17 protein-coding genes are annotated in these 20,259 nt (G+C 69.7%); 7 read left to right on the top strand and 10 right to left on the bottom strand.

The features are described 5' to 3' along the window. Positions 1-69: 69 nt before the first annotated feature. Genes M7D61_RS05455 through lipB form a run of 3 tightly spaced genes read right to left on the bottom strand, consistent with a single transcriptional unit; the run spans position 70 to position 2,361 of the window. Entirely contained in the window at positions 70-765 is a 696-nt protein-coding gene (locus M7D61_RS05455; protein WP_298228359.1) for a DUF4191 domain-containing protein, read from the bottom strand. 10 nt (positions 766-775) lie between these two features. Beyond that, positions 776-1,708: a lipoyl synthase gene (gene lipA, locus M7D61_RS05450; RefSeq protein ID WP_366083782.1), complete on the bottom strand. Its 933-nt coding sequence runs from the start codon at positions 1,706-1,708 to the stop codon at positions 776-778. Further along, positions 1,705-2,361: a lipoyl(octanoyl) transferase LipB gene (gene lipB / locus M7D61_RS05445; protein ID WP_298228357.1), complete on the bottom strand. Its 657-nt coding sequence runs from the start codon at positions 2,359-2,361 to the stop codon at positions 1,705-1,707. The genes lipA and lipB overlap by 4 nt, the downstream gene beginning before the upstream one ends. A gap of 91 nt (positions 2,362-2,452) precedes the next feature. Here lipB and M7D61_RS05440 point away from each other — a divergent pair, with 91 nt between their 5' ends. Further along, a complete protein-coding gene (locus M7D61_RS05440) occupies positions 2,453-3,376 on the top strand; it encodes a hypothetical protein (protein ID WP_298228355.1) in 924 nt (307 codons plus the stop codon). A 32-nt stretch (positions 3,377-3,408) separates the two neighbouring features. Here M7D61_RS05440 and M7D61_RS05435 read toward each other — a convergent pair whose 3' ends face one another. Together M7D61_RS05435 and M7D61_RS05430 are read right to left on the bottom strand one after the other, a co-directional pair. After that, positions 3,409-4,851 carry a 2-oxo acid dehydrogenase subunit E2 gene (locus M7D61_RS05435; RefSeq protein ID WP_298228353.1) on the bottom strand — a complete coding sequence of 481 codons (1,443 nt, stop codon included), beginning with the start codon at positions 4,849-4,851 and terminating at the stop codon, positions 3,409-3,411. Between the two features lie 33 nt (positions 4,852-4,884). Further along, on the bottom strand, positions 4,885-6,363 hold the full coding sequence (locus M7D61_RS05430) for a leucyl aminopeptidase (protein ID WP_298228351.1): 1,479 nt from the start codon (positions 6,361-6,363) through the stop codon (positions 4,885-4,887). Between the two features lie 43 nt (positions 6,364-6,406). Between M7D61_RS05430 and M7D61_RS05425 the strand changes: the two genes are divergently transcribed. From M7D61_RS05425 to M7D61_RS05405, 5 genes are all read left to right on the top strand, one after another. Beyond that, positions 6,407-7,345, top strand: a complete 939-nt coding sequence (locus M7D61_RS05425) for a PAC2 family protein (RefSeq protein ID WP_298228349.1) — start codon at positions 6,407-6,409, stop codon at positions 7,343-7,345. Next, positions 7,346-8,662, top strand: a complete 1,317-nt coding sequence (locus tag M7D61_RS05420; protein ID WP_298228348.1) for an MFS transporter — start codon at positions 7,346-7,348, stop codon at positions 8,660-8,662. 142 nt (positions 8,663-8,804) lie between these two features. Next, positions 8,805-10,127, top strand: a complete 1,323-nt coding sequence (locus M7D61_RS05415; protein WP_298228346.1) for an RNA polymerase sigma factor — start codon at positions 8,805-8,807, stop codon at positions 10,125-10,127. A 7-nt stretch (positions 10,128-10,134) separates the two neighbouring features. Next, entirely contained in the window at positions 10,135-11,415 is a 1,281-nt protein-coding gene (locus M7D61_RS05410; RefSeq protein ID WP_298228344.1) for a Mur ligase family protein, read from the top strand. Continuing rightward, entirely contained in the window at positions 11,412-12,080 is a 669-nt protein-coding gene (locus M7D61_RS05405) for a cobyric acid synthase (RefSeq protein WP_298228342.1), read from the top strand. The genes M7D61_RS05410 and M7D61_RS05405 overlap by 4 nt, the downstream gene beginning before the upstream one ends. Positions 12,081-12,151: 71 nt before the next feature. Here M7D61_RS05405 and ectB read toward each other — a convergent pair whose 3' ends face one another. The 4 genes from ectB to M7D61_RS05385 all read right to left on the bottom strand — a co-directional run bounded on the left by ectB (position 12,152) and on the right by M7D61_RS05385 (position 15,513). Continuing rightward, a complete protein-coding gene (gene ectB / locus M7D61_RS05400) occupies positions 12,152-13,414 on the bottom strand; it encodes a diaminobutyrate--2-oxoglutarate transaminase (RefSeq protein ID WP_298228340.1) in 1,263 nt (420 codons plus the stop codon). A gap of 86 nt (positions 13,415-13,500) precedes the next feature. After that, positions 13,501-14,547, bottom strand: coding sequence for an alanine racemase (locus tag M7D61_RS05395; RefSeq protein WP_298228339.1), 1,047 nt, complete (start codon positions 14,545-14,547; stop codon positions 13,501-13,503). After that, positions 14,547-15,200: an alanine racemase C-terminal domain-containing protein gene (locus M7D61_RS05390; protein ID WP_298228337.1), complete on the bottom strand. Its 654-nt coding sequence runs from the start codon at positions 15,198-15,200 to the stop codon at positions 14,547-14,549. The genes M7D61_RS05395 and M7D61_RS05390 overlap by 1 nt, the downstream gene beginning before the upstream one ends. Before the next feature lie 25 nt (positions 15,201-15,225). Beyond that, positions 15,226-15,513 carry a hypothetical protein gene (locus M7D61_RS05385; RefSeq protein WP_298228439.1) on the bottom strand — a complete coding sequence of 96 codons (288 nt, stop codon included), beginning with the start codon at positions 15,511-15,513 and terminating at the stop codon, positions 15,226-15,228. Between the two features lie 120 nt (positions 15,514-15,633). Between M7D61_RS05385 and M7D61_RS05380 the strand changes: the two genes are divergently transcribed. Further along, entirely contained in the window at positions 15,634-17,715 is a 2,082-nt protein-coding gene (locus tag M7D61_RS05380; protein ID WP_298228336.1) for a DNA topoisomerase IV subunit B, read from the top strand. 49 nt (positions 17,716-17,764) lie between these two features. On the opposite strand, the gene M7D61_RS05375 is transcribed toward M7D61_RS05380, so the two are convergent. Continuing rightward, a complete protein-coding gene (locus tag M7D61_RS05375) occupies positions 17,765-20,236 on the bottom strand; it encodes a DNA topoisomerase IV subunit A (protein ID WP_298228334.1) in 2,472 nt (823 codons plus the stop codon). Positions 20,237-20,259: the final 23 nt, after the last annotated feature.

The raw sequence follows: 20,259 nt of genomic DNA, 5'->3' as shown, positions 1-20,259 counted from the left end.
CCGCAGTTGGCTTGAGCGGGTGGTTGCGTTCGCGACCGGCAAAGCCGCTCGCTCGTAGAGCGTGTTGCGCTACTGGGGTCTGCGGGGCGCGCGCACTCGGGTCGGATCGATGCCCTTCGGTACCGGGATGCCCTCGTTGAGCGAGGCGAGCCGGTGGTCGACAGCGAGGACCTCGGCCTTGGTGAGGGTGTTCTTGAGCCGCGACAGCGTGCGCGGGATGCGCGCGAGCGGCACCGCGTCGGTGTCGGGGCCGACGGCGAGGGTGGTGACCTTCACGTTGGGCACGACGCGCTGCACGCGGCGGCGCTGCTCGTCGAGCAGGCGCTGCGTGCGCGAGGCGGGGCCCTCGCCGATGAGCACCACGCCGCCACGGCCGACCGCGCGATAGACGGCATCCCGGGTCTTGGCGTTGACCGCGACCGGCATCTCGCTGCCGCGCCAGCCGCCGCGCAGGCCCGAGCGCAGCACGGCTCCGACGGCACCCGGCTGGCCGGCGATGCGATCGTAGGCGCTCTTCTCGGCTCGCCGCCCGAGCACGATGACGGCGAGCAGAACACCGAAGAGGACGCCGACCAGGGGCCAGATGATCTCGCCGAGGAGGCCGATGCCCGGGATGAACACGGCGGCGGCGGCACCGGCGAGCACGGGCAGCACGAACACGAGCAGCATGAGCCACACGAGCGATCCGTCGTACGTGCGGGTGACCTGGAAGGTCTCCCAGATCTGCCGGATGCGGCCAGGCTCCTTCTCGGGGGTTCGCGCCATGCGCTCCAGCCTACTGGCTGACCGTCTCGCCGACCGCGGCCGCCCAGAGCCGGCCGGCCCGGTAGGACGAGCGCACGAGCGGGCCGGACATGACGCCCTTGAAGCCCATCTCCTCGGCCTCCTGACGCAGTTCGACGAACTCCTCGGGCTTCACCCAGCGGTCGATGGGGTGGTGCCGGACGCTCGGGCGGAGGTACTGGGTGATGGTGAGCAGGTCGCAGCCCGCGGCAAGCAGATCGCGCATCGCCTCGACGACCTCCTCCCGGGTCTCGCCCATGCCGAGGATGAGGTTCGACTTCGTGATGAGGCCTGCAGCTTTGGCCTGGGTGAGCACGTCGAGGGAGCGCTCGTAGCGGAATCCCGGCCGGATGCTCTTGAAGATCCGTGGGACCGTCTCGATGTTGTGCGCGAACACCTCGGGAGCGGCGCCGAACACCTCGCCGAGCAGCTCGGGCTTGCCCGAGAAGTCCGGGACGAGGATCTCGACGCCGGTTCCCGGGGCGACGGCATGGATCTGCCGGATCGTCTCGGCGTAGAGCCAGGCGCCTTCGTCGGTCAGATCGTCGCGTGCGACGCCGGTGACGGTGGCGTAGCGCAGGTTCATCCGGGCGACGGATTCCGCCACGCGGCGGGGCTCGTCGGTGTCGTACGCTGCGGGCTTGCCCGTGTCGATCTGGCAGAAATCGCAGCGCCTGGTGCACTGGTCGCCGCCGATGAGGAAGGTCGCCTCGCGGTCCTCCCAGCATTCGTAGATATTGGGGCAGCCCGCCTCCTGGCACACCGTGTGGAGGCTCTCGCTCGTGACGAGTTCGCGCAACTCGGTGAACGCAGGCCCGAACTTCGCCCTCGTCTTGATCCACTCGGGCTTGCGCTCGATGGGCGTCTCAGCGTTGCGCACCTCGAGGCGCAGCATCCGCCGTTCGCCGAGCTGAACCGCGGTCACGAGGCCACCGTCTCGGTCGCGTAGGCACCGAGCGCCTGGCCGAGTCGCCAGCGCATCGTCGGCACGACCTCGGTCGGGGTGACGGTGCGGCCGAGTTCGCGGCTGATCGTCGTCACACCCGCATCGCGGATTCCGCAGGCGACGATCTTCTCGTACGGCTCGAGCGAGTTCGAGCAGTTGAGCGCGAAGCCGTGCATGCTCACCCGATCGGCGATGCGCAGCCCGATCGCCGCGATCTTCGCATCGGGCGCGCCTTCCTGGCTCACCCATACGCCGCTGCGGCCGTCGACGCGGTGCCCGCTGACGCCGAAGTCGTCGAGCACCTCGATGAGCACGCCTTCCAGCGTCCTGACGAAGGCGACGACATCGAACGGGCGCGGCAGGTGCACGATCGGGTAGCCCACCAGCTGGCCCGGCCCGTGCCAGGTCATCTTGCCGCCGCGGTCGACGTCGATGACTGGGGTGCCGTCGGTCGGCCGCTCGTCGGGCTGGGTGCGTTTGCCCGCGGTGTAGACCGACGGGTGCTCGAGCAGGATGACAGTGTCAGGCGCCGCCCCGCGAACCACATCGGCGTGCAGTGCACGCTGGAGTTCGAGGGCCTCCTCATACGGCACGGAATTGGCGCTTAGTCCCGTGTCGATGTATTTGACCACGAGTCCACTGTACGGTTTGGTGCGCACAGTTCCTCCACAGTGGGCCGGTTCGGTGCGCGATACGCAGCTCCCTGACGGGCAGGCAGGCGGAATGGCCCGCACCGGCGACCGTGCGACAATGGCCGGCGTCATCACCATCACCTCGGATCGCATCACTATCGCGCGGCTCCATGCCGCCCTCGTCGCCCTCGACCGGCCGCGCGTCTACGACGTGCAGTCGACGTCCGCCGGCGCGTCGCTGCTCGTGGAGCGTCTCGACGTGGGCTCGCTCGCCTGGCATCGCTTCGCCGCGCTGTGCAGCGCGCACGGCGTGGTGCTCGCGGGCTTCATGCCCACGTCGGCGGTAGAGCCCGTGAGCGTTCCGCCCGCACCCGCCGACCACGACGTTGCGGCCCGTTCCGGCGCTCGGAAGGGACCCGAACGCCGAGCCCAGTGGCCACCGACCATGGCCCTGCGCGGGCGCGGCCGAATCCTGCTCATCGGAACGGGGGTCGCCGCCTTCGCGGCCATCGCAGCGCTCCTGCTTCTGCCGCACGGTGGAGTCGGCACGCCGACCCGCCCCAGCGTCGGGGCGGCGACAGCGCTCGCCTCGACTGCAAGCACCACGCGCGCCGGCGGCACCGCGAACTCCGGTGAGAGTGCATCGGGCATCGCGTCGGCGCCGTCGAACTCCGCAGTGGGGACTTCCGTCTCGCCGATAGCGTCGGCGACCTCGAGCACGTTTCCGAGCGATCCGGTCGCGGCCGCGCCGATCCTGCTCGCCGCGCGCGACGCCTGCATCACCGGGTCCGCCGATGTGATTCGGGTGTGTCTGACCGCCCTCGCCGATGGCGATCCGGACGCCCTTGCCGCGCCGGCCCGAGCACTGGCCACCGACCGGGCGGTGCTCATCGAGCGCGTGGGGGATTCTGCACTCATCGCCTTGACGTCAGCAGACGGCGCGACGAAACCGGCCTCGGTTCTGCTCATGCGGACCGAAGCCGGTTGGCGGCTGCGCGCAATCTTCGCTGGTTAGCGCGCCGAGCGCGGACCGGCGCAAAACAGGCGCTACAGCCCCAGGTTCGCCTCGAAGGCGCCTTCCTCGAGGCGGGCCTTCACCTGCGCGAGGTAGCGGGCGGCATCCGCACCGTCGACGATGCGGTGGTCGTAGGACAGCGCCAGATAGACCGACGAGCGGATGGCGATGGCGTCGACGCCGCCGACGGAGACGACGGCGGGCTCTTTGAACACGCTGCCGGTGCCCAGGATGGCCGACTGCGGCTGGAACACGAGTGGGGTGTCGACGAGAGCGCCGCGCGAACCCGTGTTGGTCAGCGTGAACGTGCCGCCGGCGAGCTCGTCAGGCTTCAGCTGGTTGCTGCGGGTGCGTTCGGCGAGGTCCGCGATCTGCTGCGCCAACTGCGCGATGGTCAGGTCGCCGGCTCCGCGCACGACAGGCGTGAGGAGCCCGCGCTCGGTGTCGACGGCGATCGAGAGGTTCTCGGCAGCGGGGTAGCTGATCGTCTCGCCGTTGAAGGTCGAGTTGACGACCGGGTAGGTCTTGAGGGCCTCGACTGCGGCGAGAGCGAAGAACGGCAGGAACGAGAGCTTGGCACCGGTGGCGGCCTCGAACTGCGACTTCGCCTTCATGCGGAGCTCGGCGACCCTGGTGACATCGACCTTGACCACGGTGGTGAGCTGCGCAGTGGCCTGGAGCGAGGCGACGGCGCGCTCGGCGATGAGCTTGCGCAGGCGCGAAGCAGGTTGGGTGGTGCCGCGCAGCGGCGAGATCTCCACGATGGCGGGCGACTTGGCTGGGGCGGCTCCCGGCACCGCGCCGGCGCTGCTCGCGGCGGCGAGGACATCGTCCTTGCGGATGCGGCCGCCGACACCGGAGCCGACGAGAGCGCCGAGGTCGACGCCCTGCTCTTCGGCGATCTTGCGGACGATCGGGGTCACGTACTGGGTGCCGCCGTGCGCTGGAGCAGACGGGGCCACGGCGGCGGGGGCCGATGCGGCGACCGGTGCGACGGGGGCCGGTGCCGGAGCAGGAGCAGGCACGACGACGGGTTCGAGTGCCGGAGCGGCTACGGGCGCCGGAGCAAGAGCAGGAGCAGGCACGACGACGGGTTCGGGTGCCGGAGCGGCTACGGGCGCCGGAGCAGGAGCAGGCACGACGACGGGTTCGGGTGCCGGTGCCGGAGCAGCCGCGGGTTCGGGGGCCGGAGCCGCGGCGGGTTCGGCTGCCGGGGCCGGCGCCGAGCCAGCGCCGCTTCCGTCGCCGATGATGACGAGAGCGGTCCCGACCTCCACGGTCTCGTCCTCCTGGACCAGGATCTGCTCGAGGGTGCCAGCGACCGGGGAGGGGATCTCGGTGTCGACCTTGTCGGTCGAGACCTCGAGCAACGGCTCATCGACCTCGACGCGGTCGCCGACGTTCTTGAGCCAGCGGGTGACCGTGCCTTCCGTGACGCTTTCGCCGAGGGCCGGAAGGCTGACGGATTCGCTCATGGATTGCTCTCCTTATGACGATTTTGTCCCGGATCAGCCTAATACCGACCCGCTATCGGCCAGGTGCGCGATGAGGGTGCGGACGAGCACCGCGGTCGGCCCCTTTCCGGTGAATCCGTACGCTCCGCCCTTGTTCTCGTCACTGCCCGCGATGTCGAGGTGGGCCCATGGAATGGGCGCCGCGTCGTCGCCTTCGGCGGCCGTGCCGACGAACTCCCGCAGAAACACGCCCGCGAGCAGCATCCCGCCTGCAGCCACTCCAGGATTGGCGTTCGCGATGTCGGCGACCTGCGACGCGATCGTCGGGCGCAACTCGTCGGGCAGCGGCATCGGCCAGAGGAGCTCGCCCTCGGCCGCCGCGGCGTTCCGGATCGCGGAGACCAGCGCATCGGAGCCCATCGCGGCCGAGTAGCGCGTGCCCAGTGCGGTGATCTTCGCGCCGGTCAGTGTCGCGATGTCGATGAGCTCGTCCGGATGCTCCTCACTCGCGGCGACGAGTCCGTCAGCCAGGACGAGCCGGCCCTCCGCGTCGGTGTTGAGCACCTCCACCGTCTTGCCGCCGCGGATGCGCAGCACGTCGTTCGGGCGGATCGCAGTACCCGAGGGCATGTTCTCGGCGATGCACAGCCAGGCCGTGACGCGCACCGGCAGGGCGAGCTCCGCCGCGGCCCTGATCGTGGCAAGAACGCTCGCCGCGCCGGCCATGTCGGTCTTCATCCCGACCATGCCCGGGCCGGTCTTGAGCGACAGGCCGCCCGAATCGAAGGTGATGCCTTTCCCGACGAGTGCGACGTGCCGGACCGCGCCGGCAGGCTCGTAGCTCAGCTTGAGCAGCCTCGGCGGCCGCGCCGAGCCCTGCCCGACGCCGCCGATGCCGCCGAACCCGTCAGCGGCGAGTTGGGATTCGTCCCACACGCGCGTCGCGATCGGAAGGCTCGCGACGGCCTCGAGCGAGGCGGCGACGAGCGTCTCGGGATAGAGATCGAGCGGGGGAGCGTTGACGAGGTCCTTGACGAGTGCGACGGCGCTCGCGTCGACGACAGCGCGGGCAACAGCGGCATCTGCCGGAATGTCGGCCACCACCGCGACCGCGCTCACCGGCGCCTTCGCGTCGCGCGCCTTGTACCCGGAGTAGCCGTACGCCCCGAGGGCGGCGCCGGTGAGCACTGCGCGAAGCTCCGCCTCCTGCTCGATCGGAAGCGCGAAGGCCACCGAGCCGACGCCGGCGAGCTGGCGGATGGCCGAACCCGCCGCGGCCCGGAGCGCGTCGACGCCGATCTTGCCCCCGAGCCCGATCACTCCGTATACCGCGCCGTCGACGACGAGGCGCACGAGCTCGTCGGGCGCTGCAGAGAAGCCGATGAGAGGGAGCTGTGCGGCGATGGCCGATGCCACCGACTCCGGAATCCGGCCGCGCAGGAGTTCCGGCCCGCCCGTGCCGCTCGTCGCTCCGACCACCACCACGTCTGCGATTCCGAGCGCGGGGACAACGGCGAGATCGGGCAACGTCATCGTTCCAGGGTATCGACGACGCTCCCCCGCCTAGACTCGTGTCATGCGCAATCCGGCGGACCTCTACGAGTGGGCGATGGAGCCCAGGCTCGTGCCCCGGGGTCTGCCGCTCATCGCCGGCCTCAGCGGGTTCGCCGACGCCGGCCACACTGTGTTGCAACTCGGAGCGTACGTGCTGGGCACCCTCGAGCACGAGATGCTCGCCGAGTTCGAGCCCGATATCCTCCTCGACTATCGCGCGCGCCGCCCGGTCATCACGTTCTCCCGCGACCACATCTCGGACTACCAGCCCCCGAAGCTCGCCCTCTACCTCGCCTACGACGAGCTGCACCGGCCCTTCCTCTTCTTGCACGGCTACGAGCCCGATTTCGAATGGCGCGCCTTCAGCGCCGCGGTCATCGACCTCGTCGGCGAACTCGGCGTGTCGGGGCTCACCTGGATCCACGGCGTTCCGATGCCCATTCCGCACACCCGGCCCGTCGGCGTGACCGTCAGCGGCAACCGTCGGGACCTCATCGACCAGTTCTCGATATGGCGTCCGGTCACGCAGGTACCCGGAACGGCCTTGCACCTCATCGAATACGACCTCACTCAGGACGACCTCGACGTCGTCGGATTCGTCTTCCTCGTGCCGCACTACCTCGGCGACACCGAGTACCCCACCGCCCTCATCACCGCGCTGCAGAAGATCTCCGCCGCGACCGGGCTCATCTTCCCCACCGATTCGCTGCGAGATGCGGAACGGGACTACCTCTCGAACATCGACGAGCAGGTGCAGGGCAATTCGGAGCTGCAGCGGCTCATCCATGCGCTCGAAGAGCGCCACGACAGCTACCTCGCCGAGAACCCGCTGCCGTCCGGTGCGATCGCCGACAGCCAGGCGTCGCTGCCGAGCGCGGACGAGATCGCTGCCGAGCTCGAGAAGTTCCTTGCCGTCAGGCGGCACAGCGACGACGAGAACGGCCGCGATAGCCTGTTCTGAGTGAGCAGCGAGCGCCGGGCTTGGTTCGTCTACGCCGCTGCGCTCTTCGCCTACGTCGTCGCGTTCACGCAGCGCACGACGATCGGCGTCGCAGGGGTAGCCGCGACGGACCGCTTCGACACCAACGCCGCGCTGCTTTCGACGCTCGCCGTCCTCCAGATCGCGGTCTACGCCGGGCTCCAGGTTCCGGTCGGCGTCCTGCTCGACCGGCTCGGGCCGCGTGCGCTGATGATCGCGGGCACCGTGCTGATGACGATCGGCCAGGTCGCGGTCGCCTACGCGACGACCGTGCCGCTGGCCCTCGCCGGCCGCGTGATCGTCGGCGTCGGCGATGCGGCGATGTTCGTCTCGGCCGTGCGCATCGTGAACGTGTGGATTCCGCCGCGGCAGGTTCCCCTCGCCGCCCAGATTCTCGGTGCGACCGGCACGCTCGGCCAGGTTATCTCGGCGGTGCCGTTCGCGCTCCTGCTGCGCGAGACAGGCTGGACCGTCGCCTTCCTCACTGCCGCCGCCTTCGCGGCACTCGGCGTCGTCGTCGTCCTCGTCGGCATCGCCGATCGGCCGACAGGGACTCCTGCCGCCCCGAGGCCCGCGACGTGGACGCAGTCGATCCGACAGCTCGGCGACGCGCTGCGGCGCCCGGGGACGCAGCTCGGGTTCTGGACGCACTTCATCTCTCAGCCGTCCGGCACGGTCATCATGCTCATCTGGGGTGTGCCCTTCCTGGTCTACGGGCTCGGCTATCCACCGCCGCAGGCCTCCGCGATGCTGCTCGTCGTCGCCGGCGCGGGGCTTGTGAGCGGCCCGGTTCTCGGCATCCTCGCCGCTCGCTTCCCGATGCGCCGCAGCGCTCTCGTCCTCGGCATCGTGTCGACCATGTTCGCGCTCTGGACCGTCGTGCTCGCCTGGCCGGGCAGGCCGCCGCTGTGGCTCGTCGTCCTCCTTTTCGTGGCGATCGGCGTCGGCGGGCCCGGCGCGCTCATCGGCTTCGATTTCGCCCGAAGCTTCAACCCGCAGCACGCCCTCAGCAGCGCGAACGGCATCGTCAATGTCGGCGGATTCCTCGCGAGCTTTATCATCATGTACCTGGTCGGCGTCCTCCTCGACGTCGCCCACACCGTCTTCGGACAGCCGATGTACTCGCTCGACTCGTTCCGTTTCGCGTTCCTCGCGCAGTACCTCGTCGTCGGTATCGGAGTCGGCTTCCTACTGCATGCGAGACGCCGCACGAGGCGCCGGATGCACGACGAGGAGGGAATAGAAGTCGCCCCGCTATGGGTTGCACTCTCCAGAGCATGGCGGCGACCGCGGGCCTGAAATCGGGCGCGGGAAGGCCATGCAATACTTGACTGGACCCATTCATCTCCGCGGTCGCCAGCTGAATGACAGCGACGACGGTTCCCCCGGATTTGACATGGGCCTTAGTAATGTCCGCGGATGCGGGCCGGAGGGTGGAGCCATGGCGCGAGCGAAGACTGCCGTTGTCGATGAGACCGTCGAGGTCGTCGTCGAGACCGAGGTGAAGCCGCGCGCCAAGCGCGCCCCGAAGGCCGACGCCGCGGCTGCCGCCCCTGCCACTAGCGCGAAGCGCCGCGCGAAGAAGGCAGACGACGACGAGCCCGAGCTCGCCGAGGACGAGCTCGAGCAGGACATCGAGGTCGTCGTCGAGGAAGAGGCGGAGGCGCCGGGCACGGAATCCGTCGAGCCCGCACCGGTGACGAGCGCCATCGACGTCGTGGAGGACGAGGACGGCGAGGCCCGCAAGTCGACGATCAGCGCCGACGAGCCGCTGCCCACCGGCGCGATCGTGCTGCGCGCCGCCGACGAGGACGACGACGTCCCGGTCTACTCCAGCGCCATCACGGGCGCCACCGCCGACCCGGTGAAGGACTACCTCAAGCAGATCGGCAAGGTCGCGCTGCTCAACGCGGCGGAAGAGGTCGAGCTCGCCATGCGCATCGAGGCGGGCCTCTTCGCCGAGGAGAAGCTCGCGGCAATGAGCGATAAGGAGAAGCGGTCGCAGTACGGCCGCGAGCTCTCCTGGGTCGCCCGCGACGGCCAGCGTGCCAAGTCGCATCTGCTCGGCGCGAACCTCCGCCTCGTCGTTTCGCTCGCGAAGCGCTACACCGGCCGCGGCATGCAGTTCCTCGATCTCATCCAAGAGGGCAACCTCGGTCTCATCCGTGCGGTCGAGAAGTTCGACTACACCAAGGGCTTCAAGTTCTCGACCTACGCGACGTGGTGGATCCGCCAGGCGATCACGCGCGCGATGGCGGACCAGGCTCGCACCATCCGCATCCCGGTGCACATGGTCGAGGTCATCAACAAGCTCGCCCGCGTGCAGCGCCAGATGCTGCAGGATCTCGGCCGCGAGCCCACGCCGGAAGAACTGTCGCGCGAGCTCGATATGACTCCCGAGAAGGTCATCGAAGTGCAGAAGTACGGCCGCGAGCCCATCTCGCTGCACACCCCGCTCGGCGAGGATGGCGACAGCGAGTTCGGCGACCTCATTGAGGACACGGAGGCGGTCGTGCCCGCGGACGCCGTGGGCTTCACGATGCTGCAGAAACAGCTCGAAAGCCTGCTCGACTCGTTGTCGGAGCGTGAGGCTGGCGTCATCCGCATGCGCTTCGGCCTCGGCGACGGCCAGCCGAAGACGCTCGACCAGATCGGCGACACCTTCGGCGTGACACGCGAGCGCATCCGCCAGATCGAGTCGAAGACGATGGCGAAGCTGCGGCACCCCTCGCGGTCGCAGTCGCTGCGCGACTACCTCGAGTAGGCCGCCCTTGCGCGACCTGCTGCGCTACGCGATCCCCGTGCTGCTCGGCCGACTCGCGCGGGCGCTGGCGCGCCGCCGGGGCGGCGGATCGGCCATCCCCGGCCGCGTCGTGCTGGCCCTCGCGCCCGACTACCTCACGCACGCCGTCGAGCACCTGCCGCTCGGCGTGGCCGTCGTCACCGGCTCCAACGGCAAGTCGACGACGACCTCGATGCTCGTCGCGGTGCTGCGTGCGCACGGCCTGCGTGTCTTCACGAACTCGGCGGGCGGCAACCTGCCGCAGGGCGTCGCGTCGGCGCTCGTCGGCGCGACCGGCCTCGACGGCCGGCTGGACGCCGACATCGCGGTCGTCGAGGTCGACGAGGGCTTCGGCCCGGCGCTGGCAACGACGCTCGCACCGCGGCTGGCACTGCTGCTCAACATCCAGATCGACCAGCTCAACCGCTTCTTCGAGCCGGATCGGGTGTTCGGGATGCTCACGGCGATCGCCCGCTCGACCTCGCAGACGGTGGTGCTCAACAACGCGGACGACAACCTGCGCGAGCTCGCGGCCTCACTGATTGCCGAGAGCCGCGAGGTGCTCGGCTTCGACGTCGCCGATTCCGTGCTCGCCGCCTCAGCGCACGGCGTCGCCGCGGCCGAGCGGGTGCGCGCAGCGGCCACCGACGCGCCGAACGTCGCGACGGTGGCCGCGGTGACGGGGGAGACGGCAACGATCGCCCTTGGGACGGACTCACTCGACGTGGCGCTGCCTGCTCGGGGTCTGCACTACGCCGTCGATGCGGCGGGCGCACTCGTCGCGGCGCAACGGCTGCTCGGAGGCGACTTCGATCCGGCGGCGGCAGAACGGGCGTTCGCCTCCTTCGCGCCGGTGTACGGCCGCGGTGAGATCATCAAGATCCACGGCGAGCCGACCGAGATCGTCATGTTCAAGAATCCGCCGAGCCTGCAACTCAACCTCGACGCGCTCGAGGGCGCTCCGGAGCGGCTGTTCCTCGCCGTCGACGAGGGCACGCCCGACCCGTCGTGGATCTGGGGGATCGACTGGTCGAGAATCGACCATGTCGACGTGCTCGCGGGGACGAAGGCGTGGCAGTTCGCGACGTTGTTCGCCTACCTGGGGATTCCCATCGCTCAGGTCGTTGAGGACCTCGACGCCGCGGTCGACGCGTTCTGGGCTCTGCCTGCGCCTGAGTCGCCTTCGCCGCGAGTCGCACTCGTCAACTACGAGATCATGATGTGGCTGCGCCGGAAGTTCGGCTACCTCGAGATCGAGGGCGCGAAGTGACGACGCTGCGCATCCTGTCGCTCTTCCCGCGGCACCTCGACCTCAACGGCTGCTACGGCAACGTGCTGTGCCTCGCCGGGCGCGCCGAGTGGCGTGGGATCGAGACCGAGATCATCGAGTGGATTCCGGGCGAGCCGGTGCCATCCGATGTCGACCTCGTCGTGTGCGCCGGCTTCGCTCCGCTGTCGACGGTCGTCGCGCTGGCACCTGTCTTCGCCGCGGCGGGCGAAGGCCTGCGCGCGCTCCGCGACGCCGGAGTGCCGATCTTCGCCAACGCCGCGGGGTGGTCACTGCTCGGGGAGCGGCTCGTCGTCGCCCCCGATGGCGACCGCGTGGACACCGCACGGGTGTTCGCAACCACCGAGGGCATCGGTGCAGAGCGGAAGGTCGGCGAGTACCACGTTGCCGGCGTCGCCGGATTCGTCAACCGCGGAACAGTGAGGATCGACGCGGGGGAGCTGCTTCGCAGTGGCGCTTCCCTTGCGACCGACATCATGGGGCCGTTCCTGCCGATGAATCCGTCGTTCGCAGACGAGTTTTTGACGTCGGCACTGGGGCGCAAAGGCGAGATGCTGCCTGCTCCGATCAGCCCCGACTTGGCCCGGGCCGACGAGGCTGCCGCGAGGGCGCGCACCGCGATCGCCGTGCGCCTGAATCGGCGTTAGGCGCCGTCGAACCGTCAGTTCCGCATAGTGCTGTGCTGCGCCACCGTGCAGAACTGGCCGTTGAGCGGCGGTCAGACCGTGGCGAGGGCTGCTGCGACCGCGGCTTCGACGATGTCGAGGCCGCGCAGCAGCGTCTCATCGTCGATGGTGAGCGCGGGGAGGAACTTCACGACCTCGTCGCGGGCGCCTGCCGTCTCGATGATGACGCCGTGGTGGAACGCCTCCTGCGAGACCTTCGCGCCGAAGGACGGGTCGCCGAGCGAGGCGAGGCCCAAGAACATGCCGCGACCGCGCACGTCGAGTTCACCGGGGTGCTGCTCCGCGATCGCGGCCAGGCGCGAGCGCACGAGCTCGCCCTTGCGCTTGATCTCGGCCGGGAACGCGCCATCGGCCCAATAGGTCTTCAGCGCGGCCGTCGCACCGACGAAGGCGAGGTTGTTGCCGCGGAACGTTCCGGTGTGGGCGCCCGGACTCCAGACATCCAGATCAGGATTGATGAGAACGAGCGACATCGGCAGACCGTAGCCGGAGAGCGACTTCGACAGCACGACGAGGTCCGGGGTGATTCCGGAATCCTCGAAGGAGAAGAAGTCCCCCGAGCGGCCGACTCCGGCCTGGATGTCGTCGACGATGAGCGGGATGCTGTAGCGCCTCGCAAGGTCGGCGAGACCGCGCAGCCACTCGCCGGAGGCCGCGTTGACGCCGCCCTCGCCCTGGATGCACTCCACGATGAACGCCGCGGGGAGGTCGAGCCCGCTCGACGGGTCGTCGAGCTGCTTGGCGAGCAGGGCGAGGGTGTCGATGCCGGCACCGTAGTAGCCGTCGTATGGCGCGAAGGTGACGTTCGTCAGCGGCACCGAGCCGGCGTGGCGGTAGTGCTGGGCGGCGGTGGCGGCGAGCGAACCGAGGCTGAGACCGTGGTAGCCGTGGGTGAACGCGACGACGTTCGTGCGGCCGGTGGCGAGGCGCGCGAGCTTCATCGCCGCTTCGGTCGCGTTCGCGCCGGTCGGGCCGGTGAACTGAAGCTTGTAGCGCAGTCCGCGCGGCTTCAGAACGAGTTCGGTGAAGGCGCCGATGAACTCGGCCTTGGCGGTCGTGGCCATGTCCAGGCCGTGGATGATGCCGCCCTTCTCGAGGTAGTCGATGAGGGCGGGCTTGAAGTTCGGGTTGTTGTGCCCATAGTTGAGGGCGGACGCGCCGGAGAAGAAGTCGATGTACTCGGTGCCGTCCTGGTCGACCAGGAACGAACCGTGCGCGGTGTCGAAGACGACCGGGAACGAGCGCACATAGCCGCGGACCTCGGACTCCCACTCGTCGAAGATGCTGAGGTCCACTGTCTTCCTCCGATCGGCCCCGCCGTGCCGGCGCGGCGGCGTAGGTCGAGTTTAGTTGCGGCCTCCTGCGAGACCGGTCCGGATGACTAGTGCGGCGTGGCGTCGACCGCCACCCGGGGTACGCGCACGGCGATCCTGGTGACGATCTCGTCGCCGATGGTCCCGGCCCAGGCGGCCCATTCCTCGGCGTGCGGGGCGAGGCCGGCGGGAGCGCCGAAGAACACGACCTCGCTGCCGTGCGGGGCGTCGGAGGCGATGGTGCAGGTGTCGACGTCGACCGAGAGGATGCGCGCCCGCTTCCCGCCGACGAGCACCTCCGCCTCGGGCCCGGCGTCTGGCGCGATGCCGTCCGCGAAACCCGCCCCCGCCTGGACGATCCCGTCGTCACCCCACGCGACCACGGTCGACTTCACGGTCATGACGGGCTCCAGCCCGAGCTCGAGACCCGTCTCGTCGTCGAACGGCGAGATGCCGTAGGCGGCGATGCCGAACCGCACGAGGTCGAGCCGCGCCTCCGGTTCGCGGATGCCCGCGGAGGACGCCGCGAGGTGGACGAGCCGCGGCCGGGCGCCGAGCGCCGCCGCCTGATCGACCGCGGCGAGCAGTTCGGCCAGGGCGTCCCGGTCGTTGTCGTACCCGGCATCCGCGAGGTGCGACCAGATGCCCGTGATCTCGACAACGCCGCTCCTCTCGAGGTCGAGCGCGCACCGCACCGCGGCCTCCCACTCCTCGGGTGGGATGCCGTTGCGGTGCAGGCCCGAGTCGATCTTGAGGTGGATCCGTAACGGCCGCATCGGCTTCGCGCGCGCTATCGCCTCGAGCTGCCAGGCGGCGGTGACCCCGACATCGACACCCTGTGCGGCCGCTGCCGCAAAGTCGGCGTCCCGCCCGTGCAACCAGGCGAAGAGCCGCACGTCGATGCCGGCATCGCGCAATTCGAGGGCCGCGGAGATCTCGAGGCAGCCGAGCCATTCGCAGCCGGCCGCGACGGCCTCGCGGGCGAGAACGACCATGCCGTGGCCGTAGGCGTTCGCCTTGACCATCGCCATCACCGGCGTCGGCGCGACGAGGGCGGAGAGCTTCTGCAGATTGCGGCGGAACGCGCCGGCGTCGATCTCGGCAATGGCGGCCATCACGCCACCCATTCGCGACGGATGCGCGGTCCGAGCGCCGCCGTCAGCGCCGCTGGAGTGCGCGCGGTCCACCGCGCCCAGTCCAGCGGCGATGGAGCGCCTGCGGCGGGATCGCCCCAGAGCGCCGCGACGGATCCGATCTCGGCCTCGGTGTCGTGGATGTCGAGCACCAGTTGATCCATGGCGATGCGCCCGGCGATGACGTGCTGAGCACCGCCGAGCGCAGCGTTCGCCGTATTGGAGGCGCGCCGCGGCACGCCATCCGCGTAGCCGAGCGCGACGAGCGCCAACCGGGTAGGCGCAGCGGTGCGATAGGTATACCCGTAAGACACTGGGGCGCCCGAGCCGGCGGACTTGACCGACACGACCTCGGCTTCCAGCGTCAGCACCGGCGTGGAGCCCTGCCTGAAGCCGTAGAGCGCGAGCGAGCGCCAGTCGGCTCCGATCGAGGCCGTGCCCCGAGGCACTGCGACGCCGATTCCCGGCCAGAAGCGGTGCACGCCTGCGCCGAGGGCGAGTTCGACCACGCGGTCGAGACCGTGCCCGTAGGCATCCGCCCGCACGTCAAGCACGAGCTCCGGGCCGACCTCGTCGCGCAGCGCCGCGAGATTTCTCAGCAGGGCAGACTCGGACAGCCGTGCGACGCGGTGCATGCCGTAGAGCTAGGAGGGGGGAAGGCTAGGCGCGGGCGTCTTCAGCCAGGCGAGCCGTCTCGTCGTGCCAGTTCTCGGCGACGGCGGAGAGCTTCTCCTGGTGGCGCTTGGCGTGGTGCGCGCAGAACAGCAGGTCGGTTCCGTTGACCGTGACGCGGACATAGGCCTGCGCGCCGCACGCATCGCAGCGGTCCGCTGCGGTGAGCTGCGGCTCGACCTGGAGACCCTCGGCGCTTTCAGTGGTGGTGTACGTCACGGTGCGGCCTCCAAACCAATCAACGAAGTACTGCGTATTGAAGCCATGAAACACCATCGAATGCACAGAATGCCGCGTAAGCGGTGCGTTTCGCTCACCGCGTATGTTGCGCTTGCGTTGCGCGTCGTGCGAGCGTCGCTCCCAGCGGGGCGGTGCGGGCTTCATTAGTGTAAACGCGTGGCAGCCTCCGATTATTCTGCGCGGCACCTCTCGGTGCTTGAAGGACTCGAGGCGGTGCGCAAGCGGCCCGGCATGTACATCGGCTCGACTGACGACCGCGGGCTCATGCACTGCCTCTGGGAGGTCATCGACAACTCCGTCGACGAGGCCCTGTCGGGCTACGGCACGGGCATCGAGGTCGTGCTGCACGCGGACGGCTCGGTCGAGGTGCGCGACCGCGGGCGCGGCATCCCCGTCGACATCGAGCCCAAAACCGGGCTGAGCGGTGTCGAGGTGGTCTTCACCAAGCTTCACGCCGGCGGTAAGTTCGGCAGCGGCTCCTACGCCGCGTCGGGCGGATTGCACGGTGTGGGCGCTTCGGTTGTCAATGCCCTGTCGGAGCGTCTCGACGTCGAGGTCGATCGCGATGGGAAAACCTGGGCCATGTCGTTCCACCGCGGCGAGCCGGGCGTCTTCCGGGATTCCGGCACGCCGAGCCCGGACTCGGTGTTCGCGCCGTTCGAGTCGGGCAGCGAGCTGCGGGTCGTCGGCAAGGTTGCGAAGGGCGTCACCGGCACCCGCATCCGCTACTGGGCCGACCGCCAGATCTTCGGCCGCGACGCGACGTTCCGGCCCGATGACCTGCTCGCCCGGGCGCGCCAGACCGCGTTTCTCGTTCCCGGACTGCGTCTCACGATCGACGATCTGCGCGGCCCCGAGCAGCGCACCGAGTTCCGCTACGACGGCGGTCCGTCGGAGTTCGTCGACTTCCTCGCCCCCGACGGCCCGGTGACGGACACCTGGCGCATCACCGGCGAAGGCGACTTCACCGAGACGGTGCCGGTGCTGTCGGATGCCGGCGCGATGCAGCCCACCGAGGTCCATCGCACCTGCCAGGTCGACATCGCGCTGCGCTGGGGCACCGGCTACGACACGACTCTCAAGAGCTTCGTCAACATCATCGCGACCCCCAAGGGCGGCGCGCACCAGCTCGGCTTCGAGCAGGGGATCATGAAGTTCTTCCGTGCGCAGGTCGAGCAGAATGCGCGGCGCCTCAAGGTGGCTGCGGGCGAGAAGCTCGAGAAGGACGACCTCCTTGCCGGCCTTACCGCGGTGCTCACGGTGCGCCTGCCCGAGCCGCAGTTCGAGGGTCAGACGAAGGAGGTGCTCGGCACGTCCGCCGTTCGCGCCATCGTGTCGAATGTGCTGACCGAGGGCCTCGCGGCGCGGTTCGCGTCGACGAAGCGCGACGACAAGGCCCAGGCCGCGCTGCTGCTCGACAAGGTCGTCTCCGAAATGAAGTCGCGCATCTCCGCCCGTGCCCACAAGGAGACGCAGCGCCGCAAGAACGCGCTCGAGACGTCGTCGCTGCCGCCGAAGCTCGTCGACTGCCGTTCCAACGACGTTGCGGGAACCGAGCTCTTCATCGTCGAGGGCGACAGCGCGCTCGGCACCGCCCGGCGCGCACGCGACAGTGAGTACCAGGCGCTGCTGCCGATCCGCGGCAAGATCCTCAATGTTCAGAAGGCCTCGATGAGCGACATGCTCTCCAACGCCGAATGCGCCGCGATCATCCAGGTCGTCGGCGCCGGCTCGGGCCGCACCTTCGACCTCGACGCGGCGCGCTACGGCAAGGTCATCATCATGTCGGACGCCGATGTCGACGGCGCCCACATCCGGATCCTGCTGCTCACCCTCTTCTTCCGTTACATGCGGCCCATGATCGAGGCCGGCCGCGTGTACGCCGCAGTGCCTCCGCTGCACCGCGTGCTCACGATCGGGCGCGGCTCGCGGCAGTCCGAAATGATCTACACCTATTCGGAGCCCGAGCTGCACGCGGTCCTCGCCGACCTCAAGAAGCGCGGCATCGCCTACAAGGACCCCATCCAGCGCTACAAGGGCCTCGGCGAGATGGACGCCGACCAACTCGCGCTGACGACGATGGACAAGCGCCATCGCCTGCTGCGCCGGGTGCGCGTGACGGATGCCGAGAAGGCGGCCGGGGTGTTCGAACTGCTCATGGGCAACGACGTGGCACCGCGCAAGGACTTCCTCGTCGAGTCCAGCGACCGGCTGTCGCGCGATCAGATCGACGCCTGACCGTGGTGTCCACCGGCCCCGAAGGCGCCGCTGGACCGGTGGTCGCCGCTCAGGCTCCGATCGCCGAGCCGACGCTGTCGACGACGCCGGCGAGCGGCGTACCCGATGCGTCGCGCTTGGCGAGCGCCTCGGGTAGCTCGCGGGCCGAGCCGTCTGCGCCGACCGCGCGAGCGGGAGACGGCCCGACCCAAGCGAGCGCGAGCGCGCCCTCGCCCTTGAGGAAGGTCTGCGCCCGCACGCCGCGAGCCGCGCGCCCCTTGCCGGGGAACTCGGAGAGCGCAGACACCTTGCCACGGCCGGGATCCAGACCGGGCAGGGTCCCGAGCGGCGTCGCCACCGTGACGACGACGTTGTCGGCCGTCGGATCGACGACGGCGAAGGAGATGACCTTCGCCCCGCCGGCGAGGCCGACGCCCGCCATCCCGGAGGCGGGCGCGCCCTGGGGGCGCACCGCCGACGCCGGGAAGTGCAGCAGCTGGGCGTCCGAGGTGACGAAGACGAGCTGGGCATCGTCGGCGGCCGGTGCCGCACCGACAACCTCGTCGCCGGGTTTCAGCGCGATGACCGGGAAGTCGCCCCTGTTGGGCCAGGCGCCGGCCGCGACGCGCTTGACAACGCCCTCGCGGGTCCCGAGCGCCAGGGGTGCGGCCTCCGCGGCGAGCGAGGCGAGCGCCAGTACCCGCTCGCCCTTGGCGAGCACCCCGAGGTAGTCGCCGATGCGCGCTCCCGCGGCGAGCTGCACCGAGTTCACCGGCACGACAGGCAAGTCGACGGGGGAGAAGCGGATGAGGCGTCCGGCACTCGTCACCGCACCGATCTCGGCGCGCGACGTCGTCACGATGGAGGAGAGCACGGCGTCGTGCTTCGCGCGGCGCGCGGCGAGCGGCGGCGACTCGGCCCCCTCGGCGAGGTCGACGCGCACCGTGCGGCCGGTGGTCGAGAGGTAGACGATCATCGGGGAGTCTGCGATCTCGAGCGCCGTGCCGGCCGCGGCGGATGCCCTCGCCCCGCCGACCTTCGCGATGGACGGCCGCGCCTCGGTGAGCAGTGTGCGCCGCGGGGTGCCGTACCTCTCGGCGGCCGCATCGAGTTCCTCGGCCACGACCTGCCGGATGCGCACCGGCGAGGTGAGGATCGCCTCGAGCTCGCCGATCTCGGCCCTGAGCTGGTCGCGCTCAGCCTCGAGCTCGATCTGCGAGAACCGGGTGAGACGGCGCAGCCGCAGTTCGAGGATGTAGTCGGCCTGCGCCTGCGACAGATCGAACACGCCCATGAGCCGGGTGCGCGCCTGCTCGATGTCGTCGCTGCCGCGCACGATCTGGATGACCTCGTCGATGTCGACGATCGCGATGAGGAGGCCTTCGACGAGGTGCAGGCGCTCCTGGCGCCGCGCCAGGCGGAACCGCGAGCGCCGGGTCACCACCTCGACGCGGTGGTCGAGGTAGACGCGCAGCAGCTCCCGCAGACCCAGGGTCTGCGGGCCGCCGTCGACGAGCGCGACATTGTTGATGGCGAAGCCGTCTTCCAGCGGCGTGTGCTTGTAGAGCTGCTCGAGCACGGCATCCGCATTGAATCCGGTCTTGATGCCGATGACGAGACGCAGGCCGTGGACGCGGTCGCTGAGGTCGGTGACGTCGGAGATGCCGGCGAGCTTCCTCGAGTTCACCCCGTCCTTGATCTTCTCGATGACCTTCTCAGGACCGACGAGGTAGGGCAGCTCCGTGATGACGAGGCCGGTCTTGCGTGCGCTGACCTGCTCGGCGCGCACCTTCGCACGCGTGCGGAACGAGCCGCGGCCGGTCTCATACGCCTCACGGATGCCGTCGAGGCCGACGATCGTGCCGCCGGTGGGCAGGTCGGGGCCGGGCACGTACGCCATGAGGTCGTCGAGCGTTGCCTGCGGGTTCTCGAGCAGGTGCTTGGCGGCGCCGACGACCTCGATGAGGTTGTGCGGGGCCATGTTCGTCGCCATGCCGACGGCGATGCCGCTCGCGCCGTTGACGAGCAGGTTCGGGATGGCGCTCGGCAGCACCTCCGGCTCTTCGAGCTGCGCGTCGTAGTTGGGGACGAAGTCGACGACATCCTCGTCGAGGCCCTCCGTCATCGCGAGCGCCGCCTCGGCGAGCCGCGCCTCGGTGTAGCGGGCGGCGGCAGGACCGTCATCGAGCGAGCCGAAGTTGCCGTGCCCGTCGATGAGCGGCAGGCGCAGCGTGAAGTCCTGCGCCATGCGCACCAGTGCGTCGTAGATCGCGGAGTCACCGTGCGGGTGCAGCTTGCCCATGACCTCGCCGGTGACGCGCGCGGACTTGACGTGGCCGCGGTCCGGGCGCAGCCCCATGTCCGCCATCTGGTAGAGGATGCGGCGCTGCACGGGCTTGAGGCCGTCGCGCGCGTCGGGCAGTGCACGGGCGTAGATCACCGAGTACGCGTACTCGAGGAACGAGCCCTGCATCTCGGTCGCGACGTCGACCTCTTCGATGCGCTCCTCGATATCGGCCGGCGTGCGATCTGCTGGGGTCACAGGTTCGTTTCTGCTCGTTTCTG

Source organism: Gryllotalpicola sp., assembly GCF_027352875.1.
Lineage (GTDB): Bacteria > Actinomycetota > Actinomycetes > Actinomycetales > Microbacteriaceae > Gryllotalpicola.
Note: the sequence above shows the minus strand (reverse complement) of the source record. Positions and strands in the feature narration are given on the sequence as shown.

Bases quoted from the DNA above. Each gene is read 5' to 3' on its own strand.
- M7D61_RS05390 (WP_298228337.1), bottom strand. From the start codon at position 15,200: ATGCACCGCGTCGCACGGCTGTCCGAGTCTGCCCTGCTGAGAAATCTC.
- M7D61_RS05395 (WP_298228339.1), bottom strand. From the start codon at position 14,547: ATGGCCGCCATTGCCGAGATCGACGCCGGCGCGTTCCGCCGCAATCTG.
- M7D61_RS05425 (WP_298228349.1), top strand. From the start codon at position 6,407: ATGCGCAATCCGGCGGACCTCTACGAGTGGGCGATGGAGCCCAGGCTC.
- M7D61_RS05440 (WP_298228355.1), top strand. From the start codon at position 2,453: ATGGCCCGCACCGGCGACCGTGCGACAATGGCCGGCGTCATCACCATC.
- M7D61_RS05455 (WP_298228359.1), bottom strand. From the start codon at position 765: ATGGCGCGAACCCCCGAGAAGGAGCCTGGCCGCATCCGGCAGATCTGG.
- M7D61_RS05385 (WP_298228439.1), bottom strand. From the start codon at position 15,513: ATGGTGTTTCATGGCTTCAATACGCAGTACTTCGTTGATTGGTTTGGA.
- M7D61_RS05430 (WP_298228351.1), bottom strand. From the start codon at position 6,363: ATGACGTTGCCCGATCTCGCCGTTGTCCCCGCGCTCGGAATCGCAGAC.
- M7D61_RS05435 (WP_298228353.1), bottom strand. From the start codon at position 4,851: ATGAGCGAATCCGTCAGCCTTCCGGCCCTCGGCGAAAGCGTCACGGAA.
- M7D61_RS05415 (WP_298228346.1), top strand. From the start codon at position 8,805: ATGGCGCGAGCGAAGACTGCCGTTGTCGATGAGACCGTCGAGGTCGTC.